This is a genomic window from Paenibacillus sp. 1_12 (assembly GCF_900114475.1).
Lineage (GTDB): Bacteria > Bacillota > Bacilli > Paenibacillales > NBRC-103111 > Paenibacillus_S.
Window position 1 is genome coordinate 262,827 of record NZ_FOTE01000008.1, and the last position, 21,455, is coordinate 284,281.

Consider the following 21,455-nt stretch of genomic DNA (forward strand, 5'->3'; position numbering starts at 1 on the left):
CAATGAGCGGAATTCATCTCTACGAGAGCAAGCATCGGGAAAGCTACGAAGTGAATGTCCATCACCATAATAATTATCAAATATTGTATGCGATTGAAGGGGAAGGCTCCATCCAGCTGGATGGAGTCAAGCACGCGGTCGAACAAGAGTGCGCGGCAATTATATTTCCGCATTCGAAGCATGCCGTTTCCTCGGACTCGCATCTGACGCTGCTGGTTATGGAATTCGATGCTGCGCTGATGCAGGATGCTTTTGCTTCAAGATGGAAGGCAGATACGATTGACGGCTCCATCCTGCTGCGGCTCAATTCGGTTAGCGGCAACGAGCTGAGACAACTGCTGCGCAAGCTGCTGTTCGAGCAAAAGCAGGAGGACTCGCTCAGCCAATGGGCGATGCAAATTCATCTGTTGGAGGTGCTGCTGCTGCTCGCCCGGGCCAAGCAGAGCTCACAATTTACCGATGCGAATGGATTGCGTGCCGAACGAATTCGCTCCTATATCGATTCCCACTACTTCGAGCCTTTGATGCCGGGCGAGCTCGCCCAAAGGCTTGGGATTAGCTCCCGCCGCGCCGCTCATATATTTAAAGAGCAATACCAGCTGACCCTTCTGCAATATTTGACAGAGGTACGAATGAGCACAGCCATGAAGCTGCTTGCAGAAACGGATAAGGATATCGTTTCTATTGGTTTCGAGGTCGGCTACGAGTCACTTCCTACTTTTTACCGCACGTTCAAGAGTTACGTCGAGCTTTCACCAAATAAATATAGGCAGCAGTACCGAAATCCCGACCAGTCCGTCTGAGCGGGTTTTTTGTGATTTACACAAAAACGCTTCCATATCTGAGAATTTTACTCCAATCTGATAAGACGTTCTTACGGATAACAGCTATGCTGGAAAAGTATCAATAACGGAAAACGATGATGATAAACGAAAAGGAGCTGCAACTATATGACGGTACACACAATAGGGATTATTATGAACGGAGTTACAGGAAGAATGGGGACGAATCAGCATCTTGTTCGTTCGATTTTGGCTATTCGCCAGCAAGGCGGCGTGACTTTACCGAATGGTGATATTATTATGCCGGATCCGATTCTGGTAGGCAGACAAGAGCATAAAGTCAAAGCATTGGCAGAAAAACACGGCGTTACACGTTGGAGCACGGATTTGGACGCTTGCTTGGCGGATCCAGCGAATCGGGTATATTTTGACTCCCAAACGACCGTGCATCGCGCGGCAAGCATTAAGAAAGCAATCGCGGCAGGTAAAGATATTTATTGTGAAAAACCTACGGATTCGAGCTTGGAAGGGTCTTTGGAGCTTGCTCGTTTGGCAGTTCAGGCTGGTGTTAAGAACGGTGTCGTTCAGGATAAGCTGTTCCTGCCAGGTTTGCTGAAGCTGAAACGTCTGGTAGATTCCGGGTTTTTCGGGAAAATTTTATCAGTTCGTATGGAGTTCGGTTATTGGGTATTTGAAGGAGATTGGCAGCCAGGACAACGTCCTTCATGGAACTATCGCAAGGAAGATGGCGGTGGCATTATTGTCGATATGTTCGCTCACTGGCGCTACGTATTGGACAACCTGTTCGGTAAAGTAAAGTCGATCTCCTGCCTGGGCATAACGCATATTCCTGAGCGTGTGGATGAAAATGGGGAACGTTATAAAGCTACAGCTGATGATTCCGCTTATGCAACCTTCCTGTTGGAAGGCGATATTGTGGTGCAGGCGAATTCTTCGTGGGCCGTACGCGTAGATCGCGATGACCTGCTGACGATCCAGGTAGATGGCACGGAAGGTAGTGCGGTTGCTGGTCTGCGTGATTGCAAAGTACAGCATCGTGTGAATACACCGAAACCTGTATGGAATCCGGATATTGAGAATCCGTTCGCATTTACAGAACAATGGGTAGATGTTCCCGCGAACCAAATTTTCGACAATGGCTTCAAGGTTCAATGGGAATTGTTCCTTAAGCATCTTGTTATCGATACACCGTTCCCTTGGGACCTGCTGGAAGGTGCTAAAGGAACGCAAACATCCGATCTTGGGCTTCAATCATGGAAAGAACGTCAATGGGTAGATGTTCCAGACTTAAAACTGTAATAGAGGTTGTTCACGGACTAATAAGGAGGAGACAACATCTTGACTAATAAGCTGATATTGCCAAAAGCTGGCGGCGCCTTGTATGAGTACGTCGCTGGTACCAAAGCTCCGATACTGGCACCCCAAGGAGCATTCACCGGACGGATTGCGTTCTCGGCCGCACATGTCGTGTGCGATCCCTTCGCGGGTACCGATCCTTTGAATCAGCCTTCAATCGATTGGGACGATACATTATCCTATCGACGTCACCTGTGGTCGCTGGGCCTATCTGTCGCGGAAGCGATGGATACAGCACAGCGCGGTATGGGGCTGAATTGGCTTCAAGCCAAGGAGTTAATTAAACGCTCCATCGATGAAGCCAACGCTGTTGGCGGTAAAATCGCCTGCGGAGCGGGTACGGACCATTTGGCTGCTGGCCCGAATGTCACCCTTGAAGATGTAGAGGCTGCTTATGAAGAACAGTGTGGTTATGTAGAAGGCTGCGGCGGTCAGATCATACTGATGGCAAGCCGTGCGCTGGCAGCATGCGCCAAAACCCCTGACGATTACGAGCGAGTGTATGGCCGTATTCTACGTCAAACGAAGAAGCCTGTGATTCTGCATTGGCTGGGGGATATGTTCGACCCGGCTCTTGCCGGTTATTGGGGAAGCACGGATGTGAATGAAGCGATGGCAACCTGCTTGCGCGTCATCAAAGCCAATGCCGACAAAGTAGACGGTATCAAGATTTCATTATTAGATGCAGATAAAGAAATTCAAATGCGACGTCTGCTGCCTGAAGGTGTACTGATGTATACGGGCGATGATTTTAATTACCCCGAGCTGATTCGTGGTGATGAGCAGGGCTACAGTCATGCATTGCTTGGTATTTTTGATGCTATCGCCCCGGTTGCAGCAGCTGCCTTGCAAGCTCTGGATCGTGGAGATATGGCACAATATGATGCTTTATTCGAGCCGACGATTGCCTTGTCCCGACACATATTCCAAAAGCCTACCTACGCCTACAAAACAGGTATCGTATTTATGGCTTACCTGAACGGACATCAAAAGCATTTTCGGATGATTGCCGGAGCAGAAGGCTCGCGTTCGATCGTTCATCTGTCCGAGCTGTTTGTTCTGGCGGATCAAGCAGGATTGCTGCAGCGTCCTGATCTTGCGGTCGAGCGGATGAAACGGGTATTGGCTTTGTCTGGAATTGAATAGCAAGTATGCTTGAAGCGAATGGCAGACATTCAATGGACGGAGGGTTATGGATGGAACGTTTTACAAACATAGATCGTTTGAGCTTAAATCAGATTACGACCAATAGCTGGAGCTTGCGTGAAGCCGCAGAGGGCTGCGTCAGAGCGGAGGTACCCTGGATTGCTTTGTGGCGCAATAAGGTCGAGGAGACAGGGCTGGCTGAAAGTAAACGGATCATTCGTGATACAGGCTTGAAAGTATCGAGCTTATGCCGCGGCGGGATGTTCCCAGCAGCAACGGCAGCCGAACGCGCAGCTCGTATTGACGATAACCGCAGAGCCATTGACGAGGCTGCTGAGCTTGAAGCAGAAGTTCTTGTATTGGTGTGTGGTCCGGCTCCTGACCGTGATATCGACGGTGCCAGAGGCATGGTTGAGGATGCGATTCATGAGCTGGTGCCTTATGCGCAGGAACGTGGAGTTACGCTCGGTATTGAGCCGCTGCATCCGATGTATGCTGCTGAGCGCTCCGTGATTTCCACACTTGCACAGGCGACTACGATTGCTGAGAAATTCACACCGCAGCAGGTAGGCGTTGTTGTCGATGTGTTTCATGTGTGGTGGGACCCAGAGCTGTACACGCAAATTGCCCGTGCAAGCGGTAGAATTCTTGGTTTCCATGTTTCCGATTGGATTGTGCCTACTCCTGATATGCTGCTTGGCCGGGGTATGATGGGTGATGGTGTGATTGAATTGCGCCGTATTCGCCAAGCGGTTGAAGCTACCGGCTATAAAGGACCTATCGAGGTGGAAATTTTCAATCAGACCATTTGGGATCGTCCCGGTGATGAAGTGCTGGCAGAAATGAAGGCACGCTATTTGGAGCATGTATAACTGCTTTCAAGCATTAGCGGCATGTATATTAAGCAATATTAACGCTAAGAGGTATTAAAGTTAAAGGTCTTTAACAATGCAGCATTGCAGATTACTATGATCTTTATATGGAATTTAAGCGGGGTTTTCGGGCTGGTCAGCGGGTTACATCGTTGAGCGGCCCAAAGTCTTATACATGTGCGAGAGAAGGGAATTATTCATGAGAGCAATTCGTACTGCTTTGATAGGTCTGGGTGGATTTGGTAAAGTACATATCCGTCATTTGGTGGAGCTGTCAGGTCAAGGGCTGTTGGAGGTCACTGCCTTTAGTGACATCAATCCAGATATAAACCCGTCAGGCTGGCAGCAGCTTCTGGCACTTGGCGGCGCTCCTTATTCCGATTATAAAACAATGCTTGACCATCATCCCGAGCTTGATTTGGTTGTGATCGCCTCGCCTATTCCCATGCATAAAGAGATGGCGATGTATGCTTTTTCACGTGGTATCCATGTCATGCTTGAGAAACCACCAGCTGTAACGATACAGGATCTTGATGAAATGCTGCATGCTCAAGCGGGTTCTTCATCATTATGTCAGGTTAATTTTCAAAATACTTCGGGAGCGGCATTCCGCGAACTGCTCCATATTATTCAAGAGGGACAACTTGGCGATGTCCAAAGTGTTACGGGAGTTGGTCTTTGGAAGCGTACTCAAGCTTATTACGACCGTACGCCGTGGGCAGGCAAGCTTAAATATAAAGGAAATTATGTACTGGATGGCACGATCAATAACCCTTTTGCTCATTTGCTGAACAATTGCTTGCTGGTTGCAGGCGGAGGGAATGCCGAAGAGAGCACACCGCTTGATATCCAAGCAGAGCTGTATCATGCCAATGCTATCGAAGGTGAAGACACCTCCTGCCTTCGCATACGGACTCAAAGCGGAGCAATTGTTCATTTCTATGCCAGCTTGTGCCATGAAGGCGAATCGATTCCTTCCATCACGGTGAAAGGTACACTGGGTGAAGCTGTATGGAAATACAACAATATGTTAGCTATTCAAATCACGGGTTCGCAGCCAACGAGCCGCAGCTTTGGGGAAGAGGATTATGTCCATAATATGTATCTGAATACGCTGGCTGCTATCCAGGATGAATCGGTCGCTCTTCTGAGCTCACTCCAGCAGTGTCGTCAATTTGTGCTTGCTGTGAATGGTGCCTTTGAATCGAGCGGGGAAACGCATCCGATTTCTGATGTTTTTCTTGTGCGGAGAAATGAAGGGAATACGGTGTTTACAGGAATCACAGGTATCGGAGCTGATGTGGGGCGTGCCGCGACGGATGGTATGCTGTTCTCCGAGATGGGTATTCCATGGGCGGTTGCGGCCGAATCTTTTTCATTAGGCAGCTATCAAAAATTTGGTTTATTCTCATCCTGAAGGGCCGATACAAGCATCCAATGACTTTCCGAGTTAAAGGTAGTTTGTTTGGTTGAAGTCAAGGTAGCCGAGTATCCATACTTCGTGTAAAATGGAAGGGGATACAAAGTTCAAATAAGGGAGAGATTAGCATTGAAAATTGCAGCACAGCTTTATACGCTTAGGGAATTTTTGAAAACACCCGAGGATATTGCCGCTACTTTGAAAAAAGTGAAACAGATCGGCTACGATTCAGTTCAGGTTTCAGGGGTTGGCCCTATTGACAGCAAGGAGTTGAAGGCGCTTGCAGATCAGGAGCAATTAAAGATTTGTGCGACCCATATTCCTTACTCGGACTTTGCTAATCTTGATGAAGTCATTAAAAAGCATCAAATATGGGATTGTACCTATGTCGGTTTGGGTGGATTGCCGCCGGAATACCGGACAAGCAAGGAAGGATACGCTACCTTTGCCAAGGAGTTTTCCGAAGTTGGCCGTAAGCTGAAGGATGCCGGTCTGAAATTTATTTATCATAATCATGAGTTTGAATTTGTAAAATTTGACGGCCGTACAGGCATGGATATTTTGTTTGAAGAGTCAGACCCTGAAGTGTTCGATTTTGAGCTTGACCTGCATTGGGTGCAAGCAGGCGGTGCGGATCCTGTTGAATGGATTCGTAAAGTCGAAGGACGAATGAAGGTTGTGCATCTGAAGGACTGGGCCGTGACAGTTGATAGGGAGCGTCGTTTTGCCGAGGTTGGAGAGGGCAATATGAATTATCCTGCTATTCTAAAAGCATGTGATGCTACAGGCGTGGAATGGGGAGCGGTTGAGCAGGATCAATGCTACGGTAACGATCCTTTTGACAGTCTGGCCATTAGCTTACGCAACCTGCACAAGCTGGGATATAAATAAGTTATTAGAGTGCTTCCCCATGGATAGCAAGAGAATGAAGCAGTTTACTGTAGAAGCGCAGCATTCGCCTTGATAGTCATGGATGATCGACTTTGATAACATAACGCATAAGGAAACCGGAAGCCCAAGGGCCTCCGGTTTCTGCAAATTCGAGTACCCTTACAAAATTCAATAAGGCTGAGGCAATTTAAAAAGTTGGAGGTCATTCCATGATTAGCAGTAAATTAAACAAAATCGCCTATGGAGGCGATTACAGTCCTGAACAATGGCCGCAAGAGATCATGATCGAGGATATGAGAATGTTTAAGCTGGCGGGTATTGATATTGCGACAGTAGCTGTTTTTTCATGGTCGCTAATGCAGCCAGATGAAGAGACCTATCAGTTTGAATGGCTTGACGAGATTCTGGATAAGCTTCATGAAAATGGAGTTTATGCTTGCTTGGCGACGAGCACGGGTGCGCATCCGGCCTGGATGGCACATCGGCATCCCGATGTGCTGCGGGTCGATTTTGAAGGGCGCAAGCATACTTTCGGCCAACGCCATAATTCGTGTCCGAACAGCCCCACCTACAGACTTCATGCAGCACGACTGGCACGCAAGCTGGCAGAACGGTATAAGGATCACCCAGCCCTAGCCATATGGCATGTAAATAATGAATATGGCGGCATGTGCTATTGCGACAATTGTGCCAAGGCGTTCCGCGTATGGCTGAAGCAGCGCTATGGCAGTCTTGATCAGTTGAATAAAGCATGGAATACCCGATTCTGGGGCCATACCTTCTATGATTGGGACGAGATTGTGCCTCCGAATAGGTTAAGTGAGCACACGGGTGAGACACGGACCAGCTTTCAAGGGATTTCACTCGATTACTGGCGGTTTAATTCAGATGGACTGCTCGATTGCTACCTGATGGAATACAACGAACTGAAGGCTGTAACGCCGGATGTTCCGGTTACGACGAATATGATGTGGATGTTTAAGCAGTTGGATTATGCCAAGTGGGCAAAACACGTTGATGTGGTTTCCTGGGACAGCTATCCATCCAACACGACGCCGCTAAGTCATGTGGCCATGTGGCATGACGTTATGCGAGGCTTGAAGGACGGTCAGCCATTCATGCTGATGGAGCAAACACCGAGTCAGCAAAATTGGCAGGCTTATAATGGCTTGAAGCGTCCAGGTGTGATGCGCTTGTGGAGCTATCAGGCTGTAGCGCATGGTGCGGACACGGTGATGTTTTTCCAGCTGCGTCGTTCGGTGGGCGCATGTGAGAAATATCATGGAGCAGTTATCGAGCATGTAGGTCATGAGCACACCCGTGTTTTCAGAGAATGTGCGACATTGGGCGGCGAGCTTCAGATTCTGGGGGATAAGCTGCTCGGATCACGGATCGAAGCCAGAATAGCGATTATTATTGATTGGGAAAATTGGTGGGCGATGGAGTTTTCCTCAGGGCCGACGATTGATTTGTCCTACATGACCGAGCTTACGAAATATTATGTTGCTTTTTACGATCAAAACATTGCAGTCGACATGATTTCAGTGGAAGCCGATTTCTCCCGCTACGATGTCGTCATTGCACCTGTTCTCTATATGGTGAAACCGGGAGTTGCAGACAAAATCGAACGCTTTGTTGAAACCGGCGGTCGGTTTGTAACGACATTTTTCAGTGGTATCGTGAATGAATCCGATCTAGTTACACTTGGCGGATATCCGGGTGAGCTGCGCAAGCTGCTCGGGATTTGGGTTGAAGAAATCGACGCATTATTCCCGCATATGTCTAACCGTATCGTGATGACAGATGGGCGAGAAGGGTTTAAAAAGGAATATTCCAGCAATCTGCTATGCGATATTTTGCATACGGAGGGGGCTGAGGTTTGGGCTGAATATGGGGAAGAATTTTACAAGGGGACGCCTGTACTGACACGCAACAGCTTTGGGCAAGGTGAAGCGTGGTATGTAGCATCCAGTCCTGATAAAGAATTTCTTTCCGATTTTGCCAAGCTGCTGGTGAAGCAAGCGGGGATTGAATCCGTGTTAAGCGCTCCTGAAGGAATTGAAGCGACCAAACGCGTTAAGGACGGTAAGGCATATACGATGATATTGAATCACAATGACAGCGAGACCGAGGTGAATCTGGGTCCGAACGAGCGCACCGAGCTGCTCAGCAACCGAGTGGTCAATGGAGCAGTTACGATCCCAGCCAAGGGCGTATGGATATTGGAAGAAGCCTCTCAATAAATACAGAAATGGGCGGTTCATCTGTGCATCTGTCCATACCTTTTCCGCTAATTGCCATACACTATGATATGGGTTGGAGTACATTCGATGTATTCGGCTTAATGATGACTTAGGGGTGATTCTATTGGCACATGTTGGCGGTGTAGGTGCAGGAGGATGCGCAAGTCCATATGGTGGGTTCGGCACATCGACAGGCGAGATTCTGGTTCTGTTCATTTTATTGGTCATCATTACAGGAGCAGGGTTTTGGGGCGTGTAAGCGCCAAGGTCAATTTAAGCATATATGAAATCTTCATGATGGTTCAAAAATAGGTGAAGAAGCACCACGGCAGCAGGCTACAGGATGCTGGCAGGTGCTTTTTCATTATTGGATCCTCCTCCTTAAAACTCAGTCAATCCCCTTCACAGGACTGGTTTTGCGAAACTCGAGCAGCTCGGAAATCGTGACAAACCGGTAGCCGCGACTTTTTAGCACGGGCAAAATGCGCTTGAGTGCTTCAATGGTTTGCGTCTTGCCCTCTACGTAATCATGAAATAATACAATATCTCCGTTACGTGCATTGTTAAGCACCTTTTTGGTGATGTGACTAACACCCGGAGTATTCCAGTCCATCGTATTGATATGCCAGGACCACATAACGACCGTATAACCTTCCTGTTTGGCGATTTGAATCAAGGGATCGTTATAGTAGCCTCCTGGCGGACGGAATAAGTGTGGCTTTTTCCCAGAGACCCGAAAGATAGCTTCTTCCGCCTTCATCAATTGTTCACGCATATTACTTTCCTTCACTCCACGGGTAAAATACATGTGGGTATAGGTGTGATTTGCCAATTCATGGCCTTCAGCGACCTCACGCTTTATAAGCTCAGGATAACGTTCAGCTTTCTCGCCGATTACAAAAAAAGTAGCCTTCGCTCCATATTGCTGCAAAAGGTCTAATATTTGCGGTGTATCCTCAGGATCAGGGCCGTCATCAAAGGTGAGCGCAATAATCTTCTCCTCAGTAGGCACCTCCCATACGATCTCACCTCTTTTTTCATAATAAGGACGCCCTTTACTGGGAGCACTGGATAGTTCATTCATGGCTCCGCTCAGCAGCATCGATACGGACAGTACAATGGGGATGGAGACAGTCCACATGGTAATCAAAGCCTCCTTCGTGTAGTAGGACGAAGATAGTTTTCCCATTTCACCGAGTATTAGCCATTGAAAAAAAGTAATTTGTGCATACCCAACCTTTTTCTACCTTTGTGAGGGGATGTACGGATCTGCATCTGAATTAAGCTTGCTGTTGTATGTCGGACATCGACTGTAACGGATCTGTCCGCAATCGTATTTTTGTGATAAAGAAGTTGGGAAGTTGTACATCGTTTATGCTATAAGCTATACTTTTGATACTATCTTACATAAAAGTGGGTACTTGAACTTCATCATAAAAGCATTAATATGAAAATAAGCAGCGGTTATAATAACCTGCGTAACGATACCATCAAAATGAAATAGCGGAGAGGGATTGCGATGAGAAATCAACTGTTTACGCCCTATGAGATCAAGGGTTTACAATTAAAGAACCGTGTTGTGATGGCACCCATGTGTCAATATTCCGTTGATGCCAAGGACGGTAAACCGAATGAATGGCATTATGTTCACTATCTTAGCCGCGCAATCGGAGGAACGGCTCTAATCATTATGGAAATGACTGATGTTCATCCGGACGGCCGTATAAGCGATAAGGATTTGGGGTTGTGGTCAGATGATCAGATTCCTGCCTACTCCCGAATTATTAATGAAGTGCATGCTCATGATGCCAAAATCGGTATCCAGATTGCACATGCCGGTCGCAAAGCTGAAGATGCCGAAGTACCGGTATCCTCATCCGCGATCAAATTCCCTGGTCCTAACTATAAGGTTCCTAGGGCGCTCACGACCGATGAAGTTAAAGAGATGGTACAGCTTTTTACGGATACAGCTCGCCGCGCTATAGAGGCCGGTGTGGACATGATTGAGCTTCACGGAGCCCATGGTTACCTGATCCACCAGTTCCATTCCGCACTTACGAACAAACGGGACGATGTGTATGGACATGATTTAGCTCGATTCGGTGTGGAAATCATTCAAGCAGTTAAAAAAGTAATACCCAAGGAAATGCCTTTGTTTTTCCGTATTTCTGCAGTTGAATATGTGGATGGCGGCTATGATATCGATCATACACTGAAGCTGGCAAAGGCTTACAAAGAGGCAGGCGTAGACATATTTCATGTGAGCTCGGGCGGGGAAGGTCCAGCGGGTGAAAGAAAGCCAGGAAACTATCCAGGTTACCAGGTTCCATTCGCGCGCAGAATTCGAGAAGCTTTGGACGTGCCTGTTGTTGCAGTGGGTATGCTGGAGTCTCCAGCACTTGCGCAATCTGTCATTGGCAATGGGGATGCTGACCTAGTTGCCATAGCCCGCGGCCTGCTGCGGGATCCGTACTGGGCCACACATGCTGCCATTGAACTCAAGAGTGAGCAGTCCCATGTGCCGCAGCCATACAAACGGGGCTATCATTAAAATATTCATGCGTAATCCAAGACACGAGCCCGAGAGCGTTGGGTTCGTGCTAATGGATTGCAGCCCATAGAAGGGAAAGCCCGGAACATAGTAATAGAATATCCAACACATATTGGAACGAGACCACACTCATTCGTTGAACAATAGCTTTTGATGCGATTGTACCCAGCATGAGCGAGGCGCCGACGATCATTCCGTTTACTAACATTTCTATAGGAAGTGCCCCAAGCTCTTGGAAGGTCACAACTTTGCTGACATAAAGTGCAAGTGAACTCGCCGCTTCTGTTGAAAGGAACGCACCTTTCATTAATCCAAAAGAGGTGAACGCAGGCACGCTAAGAGGCCCAGTTGAAAGGACAATTCCAGTCAAAAAGCCAATGAGCGCTCCAGCGATCGAAAGCTGCCATAAGGAAATGTGGAAATCCTTTGCTTTTAGCCAATACCGGAATGGGATCATAAGTAAAAAAAACGTACCCAGCCCTATATCTATAACATGTGACGGTAATACCCACAGGGTACGCGCACCTATAGCGGCGGCAGGAACACCAGTTATCGAGTAAGCAGCAAAAGCCCGCCAATTGATTTCGCGCCACCAGACCATGACTCTTGCCATGTTCGCAATGACAGCAGCTACTGCCATGATAGGTACTGCTTGCTTAGGGCCAAATGCAAATACCAAAACAGGCAGCAGCATAATGGATGAACCTGTTCCAATGACGCCGCTCACAGCACCCGCTATGAGTCCTACAAACAATACAAATACATAATCCCCCAAAAGAACACTCCCAATGAATATCTATTGTTTTCTAATCTCTTACTACTCATGGCTACATGATATAAATAATTGTACCAAGTGCTGTTATACAGAACAAGACATCATTCGTGAAGTAAAATGCGAACCAGTGGTTATTTACTGCGAATTTTGTAATTAGATCGGCTCCCATGGTGACATTTGGGGAATGCTATCGAATCTAGTTGCTTTAAATTGAAAAATGTGGTAATTTATAGTCAATATTGAAAGTGATGAGCGGAAGAACCGCCTCTCCCATGCTGATACGCATGGAAGGGGCGGTTTTTTGTGCATCTTTTTGTATCTAAATGAGGATTCAGGTTGCTTATCGTGCTGACTGAGGGATAGGAGCAGGAAGGGGAACATTAAATAGCTCTATGAGGGGTGGTTGAAGTGCAAATACAGCCGCAGAACAAACAAATTGGTGATGTCGTTGAAGGACGATACCGTATCGTATCCGTGCTGGGAAGTGGCGGAATGTCGACTGTATATTTGGCAGACGATTTACGATTAGGCGGCAAGCGCTGGGCGGTTAAGGAATCTCGGCAGAGTAACGGGACGGAATATGATTTTCTGGCGGAGGCGGAAATGCTTGTAAAGCTCAATCATCCGAATCTACCGGATATTGTTGACTATTTTCCAGCGGACGGAAATGGCTGTAGCTATCTAGTGATGGATTACATTGAGGGTGAAACGCTTCTGCAGCGATTCGAACGCTCAAGCAAGCGATTACCAGCCCATCATGTGATCGGGTATGCGCTGCAGTTGTGCGATGTGTTTGATTATTTGCACAGCCATCAGCCTGAGCCGATTATATACAGAGATGTTAAGCCTGCCAATCTGATGATAGATGCCCAGGAGCGGATACGGCTTATTGATTTTGGTATCGCGCGCAGCTATAAGGTTGGACAAGCTGCCGATACAGTGCGTATTGGTACGATTGGTTTTGCTGCACCTGAGCAATTCGAGGGACGACAGACCGATGGGCGCACGGACTTGTTCGGGCTCGGTGCGTTGTTGTATTACTTACTAAGCGGTGGTCACTATTATTACGCCGTCCGCAGACCTCTGCACAATCATAACACCTCGATTTCTCCGAGCCTGTCGGCGCTTGTGGAGAAGCTGCTGCAAGCGAACCCGTCAGCTCGCTGCCAGAGCGCCGCGGAAGTGCGTACTGTGCTGCTGCGAATCCAGTCGATGCTCCAGCATACGGAATTAAGTGCAGCGGCTCACGTGCAGAGAGTATCACGAATCAGCGAAAGTGACTTAGACGACGAAATAGGCGCATACACAAGGGATAACATTAAAACAAGCATGAGCAAGCCGCGTCCTCGTATCTTGATTATAGCTGGGCTGTACGCAGGAGCTGGGGCGACCTTCACAACTTTATCGCTGGCTCGTACACTGCATGGACTTGGTGTGAAGCACGCGGTTGTGGAAGCGCAGTCGAGGCAGCCTGAGCTATATGCGTTATTGTACGGCGAGAAGCATGCTCCGCAAAATTACCGCTGCTATAACGAGGCTGGATTTGCTTTGCGGCAGGAGCAGCCGGCTTGGGAGGATGGCAGCACGCTCTGGCTGCCAGCGGCGCCACAATCTGAAGCGGATTCACCTGAGCATGACAGTCGGAGGTTATCCTCCTACCCACTGCTCCCCAATGGTTCCATAGGTATAGATCCTTTGCAGCAGAGCTTGGCTGTTAATAGCGGCAACGATCAAACCTGCAGCCAACTGCAGCAGTTACTGTTAGAAGAAATAGAACGTCCGCTTGTGCTGGTCGATATAGGCTCGAATTGGCATGATAGCACTGCAAATGAGCTGATTCATCTTGCTTCCGACATTGTCTATGTTATAGATCCAATGCTGCATAAACTGGAGTCGGCCACCGCAAGACGTAATCTGAAGCGGCTCAAGGAGCTGCGACTGCTGGGCAAGCCGGTATGGGGCATCGCCAACAAGGCAGTGAAATCCGGACACACCGGACAATGGTTGAATGTGCTTCCCGAACCACCGGTCTGTATGCTTCCAGCAATAGATTTCACCAAAATCGCTGAGGCGAGCTGGCTGGGTGTGCTGGTGCAGGATCGTCCCGGGATCCGAGCTCAATTGGAGCGTTCATTGCAAGACTGGCTTTGCAGCTGGCTGCCTCATACGAGTTCCAAAGGCCTACTGCACAAGCTATGGAATGACGGATAGAAAGGAAATGGAGGATCCGGCAGATGAATGTTTGGTATAGATGTATGTACTATGTATTGGTTATCGGCTTGTGCCTGTCAGGACCTGCATTGCTTATAGGCTGGAAATGGATCGTGGAACCTAATTGGGGAACGGTAGAGGTGGTTCAGGCCTCCCGTTCTATCGAACGCGGCTTAAGGTTAACCGAAGCAGACCTCAAAACGGTCAAGGTAAAAAAAGAGCAGCTTGTTGACGGAGCGTTAGTACGCATGCCAGCAGCACTTCGTCAGGAGACGACACGAGCCGTTCGACTGAATGAGCAAATAACAGCTGATATGTTGAACACTGCGCATTTGCTGCCTGCTCCTGACGAATGGAATATGCCGCTTCCTGTGGAATGGATGTTCGGAAAACCGCCCGGCAGCTTGCTGCGTGGTGATCGGGTCTCCTTACTGCTGGTCCAAAAGGAAGAAAGCAAAAAGGTTGATGACAAGGCGGTCAATCAGGAGCTGTCGCGAGAAAAGCTGGATCAGCTGAATATTCCTTACGAGGAGGAAAAAAAGCTTCAGGAAATCGTCGTCAGCTATGCTAAAGGCACTAATAATCAGGAAATTGGAGCGACTGATGACCGTAAGAAGCCGACAGGGATGGTCAGTACGGTAGAGTTGATTGTCAATAACGATCAAAAAGAGCTGATTCGTAAATACGGCACCAAAGGTTACCGATTCCTGGTCGTTTATCACTAAAATTGCGGTGAATAAGAGGGGCTGCGGGGATTTAGAAGTGGAAATCCATGAACAAAGACGAACGCTTCACTTCTCCAGAACACAAACTTTCGCCACCTGTCCATTGTTCATTGCACTTTTAAGCTCAATCGGTACTTGTTGAAGGTATTGATTAAACGTATTTATCAAAAGGAGGCCTATCAAACATTGAATGCTTATGTGGTGTCAGGTGACCGAAGACTGCTAGAAGCGTTAAGGCTATCCGGCAATTATAAGTCGGTATCCACCGTATCCAAGGATATGGTAGGGGTTCTTCTTATGGGAGAGGGAACGGGGAGCAAACAAGATTCTTTTGCAACAAGGGCTCGTTCTTTCACATCGAATTCGTCTACAACGGTTCTTGAAACTTCACTATTGCCCGAAGATATTTGGATTGTAAGCGATGCACTGATCGACATGCACGAAATGTTCACACTGCGCAGTCAGTATCCAGCTAATCGGATTATATATTTGCTTAGCAATGGAACGGATCCATTGAACTTAAAAACAACACAAAGTTTGTGTGCGGCCCATGGTATTGACTATGTGCTCCCCTATCACACACCTGAGCAGGTAGCGGATGAGGCAGGGAGAATATGCCTGATTAAAGCAAGGGCGGTCAGTAAGGTTATTACGGCTATCGGTGCGCTGCCCCAACTTGGTGTTACTTCGAGCTTATTATCAATCGGTGTTACTTTAGCGGCATTATCAGGTGTGAGAGTGGGGGTTTTTGGATTAAACGGCTGGAATCCGGGGGATAGCGGGTTACTATATACCGCCAAATATATGGATGAGCTGTGGGGAAGCTTGCAAAGTAAGCAGCTCCAAGCTGCAGAGCTTCCGGGTAAAATGCAGCTGCTGGCTCCGAACGTTTATTATTTGGCGGGCAGCCGGGACTTGAAAAAACTTTATTATTACCAGACGGACGGTGCGGCATGGTTAATCGAAAAGGCACGGGAATGCTTTGATCTGGTGCTGCTTGATGCGGGCAGCTATCCTGACCATGCCCTTGCAGCGCAAAGCATACATGCTTCTGATCTGCTGCTTGTTACTATGAGTCAAAGTCAGCAGGCCAAGGCACAGTGGCGTCGAATGTGCGAACATATTCTGCATCCGGTTTTCCAATGGGAGCAGCGCCAAACGATGCTGTTATTTAATAAAATGGTTCGTTCACCCGATATCGAGAATGAAAAACAGCTGTCACGCCAGCTAGATATGCCTTATGTGGGCAGTCTGCCATATGATCCGTCATTTTATCGCAAGGAAGCAGAGGGAGTGTGGGGTCAACAGCAAAATCACGATTACAACAAGGAGCTGGGTAAAATAGCAAAAGCGATGCTGCATTATTACGATTTGCCGCTTGTTAATACTTCAGCTATGGAAAAGGCCAAGCTGACGGACTCTGCAGCAAGCACCTCGAAGGGCTCATGGTTTCGATGGATGAAGCCTGTAAAGGAGGCTTAAACAGTGAGCCAGTCAAGGTTTCATATTGGACAGTTTCATACGGAGCCTGAGATGTGGGAACCGACACATTCATCCTTAGTTGAGCATGCCCATGCAACTTACACGCCACTACCCCAATTGATGAGCAGTGGCGGAAAGGTTCTCTTCGAGCAAGCTTGTCGAACATATAAAGAAATGGTGGGTGAACGATTTGCAGGTGCGATGCATCAAGGGCTAGACAGCCGCAATGCGACAGGCGGACAGGAAGGTGATGATGCGGAAGCTTTCGTCGAGCTGGAGAACAAGGCGATTATTGGTGTGCCCGAGACGGTGACTGCGATTATGGAGCAAATACAATCGCATGTGGATCGTCATGGACTGCATCAGCTGGAGCTGCCGGACTATTATATGAATCTCAGGCGTTTTGCCAAGGAAGAGCAGCGATGCTACGGCGATGTGACACATGCCATGTTTCATGAGATTTACGGATTTAAGGCACTGGCTTGTTGGCAGACGTATCCGGACAGTTATGCCGCTCAAATTATCGGAACCTCTATCTGGATTCATCATCATGGACGTCATGAAAGGATGCCCTTTCAGTTTGCCTCCACGCAGGAGGTGGATAAAATCGTCCGTGCACTCACCCGCCAAAAGGAAGATGCGATCGTCAATCTCTACAACACAACCTTGGAGGTGGATTTATATACGGGGGAGCGGGTCACGCTCACGGTGAAGCCTGATGTACGGCATGATGTGATTACATTCCGGCGGTTTTTAATTGGCCGCGTAACAGTAGAGGACCTTGCAGATGAACGAAGAAAGACGATTCCTCCGGAAGCTATCGAGCTGCTGCAGGGCCTATCAAGAACCCATTGTAATACCATTATCATTGGCCCGCCAGGTACGGGCAAGTCTACGACACTCAAAGCATTATTAGCTGAAAGGGCAAACCATTACACAGGTGCCATTATAGAAAAGCATTATGAACTGGCCGCCAGTCGCGATTTTCCCGAGAAAAAGCTGATCGAACGGGTTACCCATGAAGGCACCTTTCATCATGCGATGGATCAGATCCTGCGCTTTGATGTCGATTATGCGATTATCGGTGAAGTACGCAGAGTAGAAGCGGAGGGCGCTATGCTGGCTTGCGAACGGCTGCTTAAGGGCTTCGGCAGCACTTTCCACACCTGGAAACCGGAAACCGTGCCCTCGCAATTCGCCAGGCTGTTGTGCAGCTTGAATCCCGGTGTTCGTTTTGAGGAGGAGGAAAAACGGGTAGCGGAAAATATCGATATTTTGATCGTCCAAACACAGGACCCGAGTCGAACGCGTAAACGGATCAAAAGTGTCATGGAACTTCGCTACAATCGGTATACCGGAGAGATTAGCACTCATGAACTGATGCATTGGAATGAGTTAACGGATACATGGACATACCGCAACGATTTGAGCGAGGGTCTGCGTAAGGAAATGCAGGAGGTCCACCCCGAATGGTCTGAACGAACATTCCAAACGTTAGCTGCATTATCAGCGGCATCACCTATTCCCGAGGGAGAAGGAATAGTCGTTTATAATCCTGCAGCGGCCAATCCGCTGCACCGGATCAGTGTCTCGATAGAGCAAGTGGCTGCTGCATTGCATAGTCCCCTTGTGCAATCATTCTCTTCCTCTCTAGCAGAGGGAAGTACGGTTGTACGGCCAGCACGAGCTTTACTTGCTGCATCAGCAGAAGATCATTCAGCTGAGCGAACATCAGCAGTCTCACAAGAATCACCTTCCCAGATGTCAGCAGGAAAGGATGCATAGCCGTTGACCTTGTTTTCAATAGTGATGATTGGGCTCCTGTTCATCTCTGCATGCTTATTTACGATCGGTTTGTACATGGCTCTGAAGCAGCCGCTCCGTTATATGCGAAAGCTGCTTCAGACGGAGCGGCGACATCGACTTAGCATGAAGCAGCTTAAGCGCAAGCGGCAAGTTATGATTCAAGCTGGGCGAATTGCGGTGCTGTACCGACGGATCCATCGGCAGCTGGAACTGCTGCTGAAAGCGACGCAGAAGGAGCGTTATAACGAATATTCGGTTCAGCGATTTCTGCTGCTGGCTGTATCGAGCTCCTTGTCTGCTGGAATGGTTTCCTACGTCATGGCTGTCGACATACGTTTCAGTCTGTTTGTAGCGATAGTAGCTTTTGCAGTACTGATCATCTATCAGTGATTGAAGCTGCGCAGCCAGCAAATCCAAAGCGGATACGATCTTGCTGAAACGATAGGCATTTTGACCAGTAAATACAAGGTTACCCGCGGTAATATGCGGGTGGCGCTGCAGCTCGCTTGCCAGGAAATGTCGTCCAGCGCGATCCGCAGCCATTTTATGAACCTGATCAGAGAGGAGCTTAACTATGTGGACTCGCGCGAGATGGAGAAAGCGGTTGAAGAATTTATCTACAGTATTCAAACATCCTTTGCCAAGCAGCTTGGCTTAACGATGCTGAAAGGACTGCTGCGTAATGAGAATGTGGAAAGCACGCTCATGGCAATTGATAAAAATATACATAAACAGATCGATATGCTTCGTGATGAGGGGGATTCCAGCTCCGAGGTACTTCAGCTAAGCTGGCTTCATGTGCTTTTGTTTCCATTGCTCTTGATCATGATGGTCATTTTTATGGGCTACACGAGCACAGTGCACTACCAATTAGGAACGGAGCAGGGGCGATTTTGGCTTACGGTTACAGTTTGCTTCATTATCGGCTCGCTGCTTCTAGCTACCTGGTTCCGACGTCCACCGAATGATTATTAGTCGGATAGCATCCACTGGTCCCTTAATATTAGTAGCCCACAAGGAGGTCGAATACTTTCTTTCAAATGCATCATGATGTATATGCTGTCGGCGGAGGGCTTCTTAGTATCCTGATCTGCCTGAACTACATGCTCGCTGCCTATCTCCTTCATCGTCGTTTGCGGACCCCTATGTCCATTCAATATATGTCCCGGCTTCAGTATATACGATTGAAAACCTGGCTGGGTCATCCAGAACTGGATCAACGTCTTGAGCGTACCGGTTACCCATTGGGGATGAATGCGCTAAAAATCCAATCTATCCGTTATGGTGTGGCGATGCTGTGGCTGATCAACAGCTTATATGACATTTCTTTTAATTGGAGTGCTCAATCGCTGCCTGCACTGCTTCTGCAGCTGTGGGGGCCGGTGGTGATGCTGCTTGCGACCAACACGAAAGCTTCGCTGCTCACTTACTTTCTGGCCAAATGGAAGGAGATTGACGATGGTGAAAAAAATCGCGAGCTGTTTATGATTTACAGCATGATCGCTGATGAGCTCAAAGGGGTCGGGCGACGCAGGCTGAATCTGCATACGATGCTGACCAAGCTTCGCGACTATACCGTAAGAATCAAACCCGCCTTGAATAAAGGTCTTCGGTTGTTTGACGAAGGGGCATCCGCTGCTTTACACGCAATTGGCGAGGAGATCGGAACCAAGGAGGCCAAGGAGCTGTGCAAGCTGCTCGCAGATCTGGAAATGACACCACCGGAGGATATTTCCGCCTTGGTAGAGGCGAGGGAAGAGAGCTATACCCAAATGCTTCGCGAGAATCGGCGGCGAAGACGCAAGTTTTTTGGGAGCTTGGCCTATGCGGCTGCATTTAGCCCACTGTTGATTTATTTGTGGAATGCGCTGAACATTGCCCAGCAGTATGTGACGGATTTGGCGCGCAGCACGAATCATTTTGGTTGAAGATGAGAAGGAGTGGATGAATAATGAAACCGGCCTTGGAAAAGTTTTTGCTCATTGCGGCTACATTGGCAGCTATCGGATTGTTCATTTTTGTGGCAATGTGGAGCTCGATTAAGGATAAAAAGACGCAAATGGATGACTTATTTAATAATACTAATGTTCCTTCGAGCTTCATTAATACGCCAGCCATTGCACGTGGAGGGATCCGTGAAGGCATCCATCGATATCTTTACGCTGACACGGAGCACAGTGAGAACACGCCATTGTTACATTCTGCATTTCATATACCATCTGATTCCATTCCTGCATGAAAGCCGCTTTGGTGGAGATGCTGAGCGTTTATATTTTGCTGCTGCTGCTGTTTCAGCCGATTTTGCATGATATTTATTCAACACGGGCTAATGCGGTAGAAATGGTGCTCGACAGTGCCATTCAAAAAGCAGCTAATGCAGATAACGGACGGTTTACGCCGGAAATTATCGATGAGATGCGGTATACGCTAGAGCATACCTTTTTGCTGGATGGTGCGGATATCGGATTTATCGGAACCACGGTACTCACACCTAGGGGTGAATATATTGAGGGAACGCTTTATGTAAAAAGCACGCCACGTTGGCTGTTTCACAGCATGTTTGGCAGCCAGGACCGCGACCCCCAGCAAATTGTCCGTTATGCCAAACAGATGAGCGAGGCGATGGTACGGTGATGGTGATGGAAACATGAATAGAGCGCTGCTGCTGCTGTTTGTGGTGTTAATGTTTTTGTACACGACGGGGTTTGAGGCAGACCGCTTTGTTACGACGACGACGCATAATCGTTTGAAATTCACTTTGAATCGCGGCGCTCATGATGCGGCTCTGCAGGTGAATAAGGATTGGCTTGCTGATGGTCTTGTGGTATTTGATCGTCCGCTTGCACATGCAGCCTTTGAAGCAGGACTTCGGGGAAATTTACAGCTTCGTCTAGATGGAACGCCTTCTATAGGCAGTCTGCTGTCTGCTGCGCCTGTTATTGTATTTGAAGATTATGTAGACGATCTGTCTCCAGAGGTGGTGTTTCCATACAGCTATGTGAGGGAAAGTGAGCATATTGTTCAGGTTCTGAAGGGGCCTGCTGTGATCTATAGGGTAAAGGTGAAGCTGCCACGCAGCAGTTCAATGTCTTATGACGGTGATGTTTATAAAACGGTTATTTACGAATATCCGCTGGATTTCAAGTCAAGCCAGTAAAAGGGGGAGGCATGCTG

General features: G+C 48.1%; 21 protein-coding genes. 19 read left to right on the forward strand and 2 right to left on the reverse strand.

Features of this window, described 5'->3' with window-relative positions; translation table 11 throughout:
- Positions 1 to 2: 2 nt before the first annotated feature.
- The 8 genes from BM210_RS19320 to BM210_RS35395 all read left to right on the forward strand — a co-directional run bounded on the left by BM210_RS19320 (position 3) and on the right by BM210_RS35395 (position 8,990).
- A complete protein-coding gene (locus tag BM210_RS19320) occupies positions 3 to 803 on the forward strand; it encodes an AraC family transcriptional regulator (RefSeq protein ID WP_091171523.1) in 801 nt (266 codons plus the stop codon).
- Between the two features lie 147 nt (positions 804 to 950).
- Positions 951 to 2,102, forward strand: a complete 1,152-nt coding sequence (locus BM210_RS19325; RefSeq protein WP_091171526.1) for a Gfo/Idh/MocA family protein — start codon at positions 951 to 953, stop codon at positions 2,100 to 2,102.
- Positions 2,103 to 2,141: 39 nt separating this feature from the next.
- Positions 2,142 to 3,305 carry a dihydrodipicolinate synthase family protein gene (locus BM210_RS19330; protein WP_091171529.1) on the forward strand — a complete coding sequence of 388 codons (1,164 nt, stop codon included), beginning with the start codon at positions 2,142 to 2,144 and terminating at the stop codon, positions 3,303 to 3,305.
- Positions 3,306 to 3,355: 50 nt separating this feature from the next.
- Positions 3,356 to 4,177: a sugar phosphate isomerase/epimerase family protein gene (locus tag BM210_RS19335; RefSeq protein WP_091171532.1), complete on the forward strand. Its 822-nt coding sequence runs from the start codon at positions 3,356 to 3,358 to the stop codon at positions 4,175 to 4,177.
- Positions 4,178 to 4,376: 199 nt separating this feature from the next.
- The gene (locus BM210_RS19340) at positions 4,377 to 5,594 is read left to right on the forward strand and encodes a Gfo/Idh/MocA family protein (protein ID WP_177237900.1); all 1,218 of its coding nucleotides are present in this window, start codon (positions 4,377 to 4,379) and stop codon (positions 5,592 to 5,594) included.
- Between the two features lie 132 nt (positions 5,595 to 5,726).
- Positions 5,727 to 6,488 carry a sugar phosphate isomerase/epimerase family protein gene (locus tag BM210_RS19345; RefSeq protein WP_091171537.1) on the forward strand — a complete coding sequence of 254 codons (762 nt, stop codon included), beginning with the start codon at positions 5,727 to 5,729 and terminating at the stop codon, positions 6,486 to 6,488.
- Positions 6,489 to 6,697: 209 nt separating this feature from the next.
- Positions 6,698 to 8,731, forward strand: coding sequence for a beta-galactosidase (locus BM210_RS19350; RefSeq protein ID WP_091171540.1), 2,034 nt, complete (start codon positions 6,698 to 6,700; stop codon positions 8,729 to 8,731).
- A 124-nt stretch (positions 8,732 to 8,855) separates the two neighbouring features.
- A complete protein-coding gene (locus BM210_RS35395) occupies positions 8,856 to 8,990 on the forward strand; it encodes a YjcZ family sporulation protein (protein ID WP_218184947.1) in 135 nt (44 codons plus the stop codon).
- Between the two features lie 129 nt (positions 8,991 to 9,119).
- Here BM210_RS35395 and BM210_RS19355 read toward each other — a convergent pair whose 3' ends face one another.
- Complete coding sequence (locus BM210_RS19355) at positions 9,120 to 9,872, reverse strand: polysaccharide deacetylase family protein (protein ID WP_371263501.1); 753 nt, start codon at positions 9,870 to 9,872, stop codon at positions 9,120 to 9,122.
- Positions 9,873 to 10,250: 378 nt separating this feature from the next.
- Between BM210_RS19355 and BM210_RS19360 the strand changes: the two genes are divergently transcribed.
- The gene (locus BM210_RS19360; RefSeq protein WP_091171543.1) at positions 10,251 to 11,282 is read left to right on the forward strand and encodes an NADH:flavin oxidoreductase/NADH oxidase; all 1,032 of its coding nucleotides are present in this window, start codon (positions 10,251 to 10,253) and stop codon (positions 11,280 to 11,282) included.
- A 49-nt stretch (positions 11,283 to 11,331) separates the two neighbouring features.
- Here the strand turns inward: BM210_RS19360 and BM210_RS19365 are convergent, their stop codons facing one another.
- Positions 11,332 to 12,057: a sulfite exporter TauE/SafE family protein gene (locus tag BM210_RS19365; protein WP_091171546.1), complete on the reverse strand. Its 726-nt coding sequence runs from the start codon at positions 12,055 to 12,057 to the stop codon at positions 11,332 to 11,334.
- A gap of 408 nt (positions 12,058 to 12,465) precedes the next feature.
- Between BM210_RS19365 and BM210_RS19370 the strand changes: the two genes are divergently transcribed.
- The 10 genes from BM210_RS19370 to BM210_RS19415 all read left to right on the forward strand — a co-directional run bounded on the left by BM210_RS19370 (position 12,466) and on the right by BM210_RS19415 (position 21,438).
- Positions 12,466 to 14,268, forward strand: coding sequence for a serine/threonine protein kinase (locus tag BM210_RS19370; RefSeq protein WP_091171549.1), 1,803 nt, complete (start codon positions 12,466 to 12,468; stop codon positions 14,266 to 14,268).
- A 23-nt stretch (positions 14,269 to 14,291) separates the two neighbouring features.
- Positions 14,292 to 14,993 carry an SAF domain-containing protein gene (locus BM210_RS19375; RefSeq protein WP_091171552.1) on the forward strand — a complete coding sequence of 234 codons (702 nt, stop codon included), beginning with the start codon at positions 14,292 to 14,294 and terminating at the stop codon, positions 14,991 to 14,993.
- Positions 14,994 to 15,179: 186 nt separating this feature from the next.
- Positions 15,180 to 16,475, forward strand: a complete 1,296-nt coding sequence (locus tag BM210_RS19380; protein WP_091171556.1) for a CpaE/TadZ family protein — start codon at positions 15,180 to 15,182, stop codon at positions 16,473 to 16,475.
- Between the two features lie 3 nt (positions 16,476 to 16,478).
- Positions 16,479 to 18,260 (forward strand): ATPase, T2SS/T4P/T4SS family, encoded by a 1,782-nt coding sequence (locus BM210_RS19385; RefSeq protein ID WP_091171557.1) that lies wholly within the window; start codon positions 16,479 to 16,481, stop codon positions 18,258 to 18,260.
- A 3-nt stretch (positions 18,261 to 18,263) separates the two neighbouring features.
- Positions 18,264 to 18,671, forward strand: a complete 408-nt coding sequence (locus BM210_RS19390; protein ID WP_091171559.1) for a hypothetical protein — start codon at positions 18,264 to 18,266, stop codon at positions 18,669 to 18,671.
- Positions 18,672 to 19,256 carry a hypothetical protein gene (locus tag BM210_RS19395; RefSeq protein ID WP_091171561.1) on the forward strand — a complete coding sequence of 195 codons (585 nt, stop codon included), beginning with the start codon at positions 18,672 to 18,674 and terminating at the stop codon, positions 19,254 to 19,256.
- Positions 19,257 to 19,321: 65 nt separating this feature from the next.
- A complete protein-coding gene (locus BM210_RS19400) occupies positions 19,322 to 20,209 on the forward strand; it encodes a hypothetical protein (RefSeq protein ID WP_091171563.1) in 888 nt (295 codons plus the stop codon).
- A 23-nt stretch (positions 20,210 to 20,232) separates the two neighbouring features.
- Positions 20,233 to 20,520: a hypothetical protein gene (locus BM210_RS19405; RefSeq protein ID WP_091171565.1), complete on the forward strand. Its 288-nt coding sequence runs from the start codon at positions 20,233 to 20,235 to the stop codon at positions 20,518 to 20,520.
- A gap of 17 nt (positions 20,521 to 20,537) precedes the next feature.
- Positions 20,538 to 20,915, forward strand: coding sequence for a hypothetical protein (locus tag BM210_RS19410; RefSeq protein WP_143101070.1), 378 nt, complete (start codon positions 20,538 to 20,540; stop codon positions 20,913 to 20,915).
- A 13-nt stretch (positions 20,916 to 20,928) separates the two neighbouring features.
- Positions 20,929 to 21,438 (forward strand): hypothetical protein, encoded by a 510-nt coding sequence (locus BM210_RS19415; protein WP_091171569.1) that lies wholly within the window; start codon positions 20,929 to 20,931, stop codon positions 21,436 to 21,438.
- Positions 21,439 to 21,455: the final 17 nt, after the last annotated feature.

What these genes read in the sequence shown, in the direction of transcription:
- BM210_RS19320 (WP_091171523.1), top strand. Translation starts at nt 3, where the DNA reads ATGAGCGGAATTCATCTCTACGAGAGCAAGCATCGGGAAAGCTACGAA.
- BM210_RS19325 (WP_091171526.1), top strand. Translation starts at nt 951, where the DNA reads ATGACGGTACACACAATAGGGATTATTATGAACGGAGTTACAGGAAGA.
- BM210_RS19335 (WP_091171532.1), top strand. Translation starts at nt 3,356, where the DNA reads ATGGAACGTTTTACAAACATAGATCGTTTGAGCTTAAATCAGATTACG.
- BM210_RS19340 (WP_177237900.1), top strand. Translation starts at nt 4,377, where the DNA reads ATGAGAGCAATTCGTACTGCTTTGATAGGTCTGGGTGGATTTGGTAAA.
- BM210_RS19350 (WP_091171540.1), top strand. Translation starts at nt 6,698, where the DNA reads ATGATTAGCAGTAAATTAAACAAAATCGCCTATGGAGGCGATTACAGT.
- BM210_RS19355 (WP_371263501.1), bottom strand. Translation starts at nt 9,872, where the DNA reads ATGTGGACTGTCTCCATCCCCATTGTACTGTCCGTATCGATGCTGCTG.
- BM210_RS19360 (WP_091171543.1), top strand. Translation starts at nt 10,251, where the DNA reads ATGAGAAATCAACTGTTTACGCCCTATGAGATCAAGGGTTTACAATTA.
- BM210_RS19375 (WP_091171552.1), top strand. Translation starts at nt 14,292, where the DNA reads ATGAATGTTTGGTATAGATGTATGTACTATGTATTGGTTATCGGCTTG.
- BM210_RS19400 (WP_091171563.1), top strand. Translation starts at nt 19,322, where the DNA reads ATGCATCATGATGTATATGCTGTCGGCGGAGGGCTTCTTAGTATCCTG.
- BM210_RS19405 (WP_091171565.1), top strand. Translation starts at nt 20,233, where the DNA reads ATGAAACCGGCCTTGGAAAAGTTTTTGCTCATTGCGGCTACATTGGCA.
- BM210_RS19410 (WP_143101070.1), top strand. Translation starts at nt 20,538, where the DNA reads ATGCTGAGCGTTTATATTTTGCTGCTGCTGCTGTTTCAGCCGATTTTG.
- BM210_RS19415 (WP_091171569.1), top strand. Translation starts at nt 20,929, where the DNA reads ATGAATAGAGCGCTGCTGCTGCTGTTTGTGGTGTTAATGTTTTTGTAC.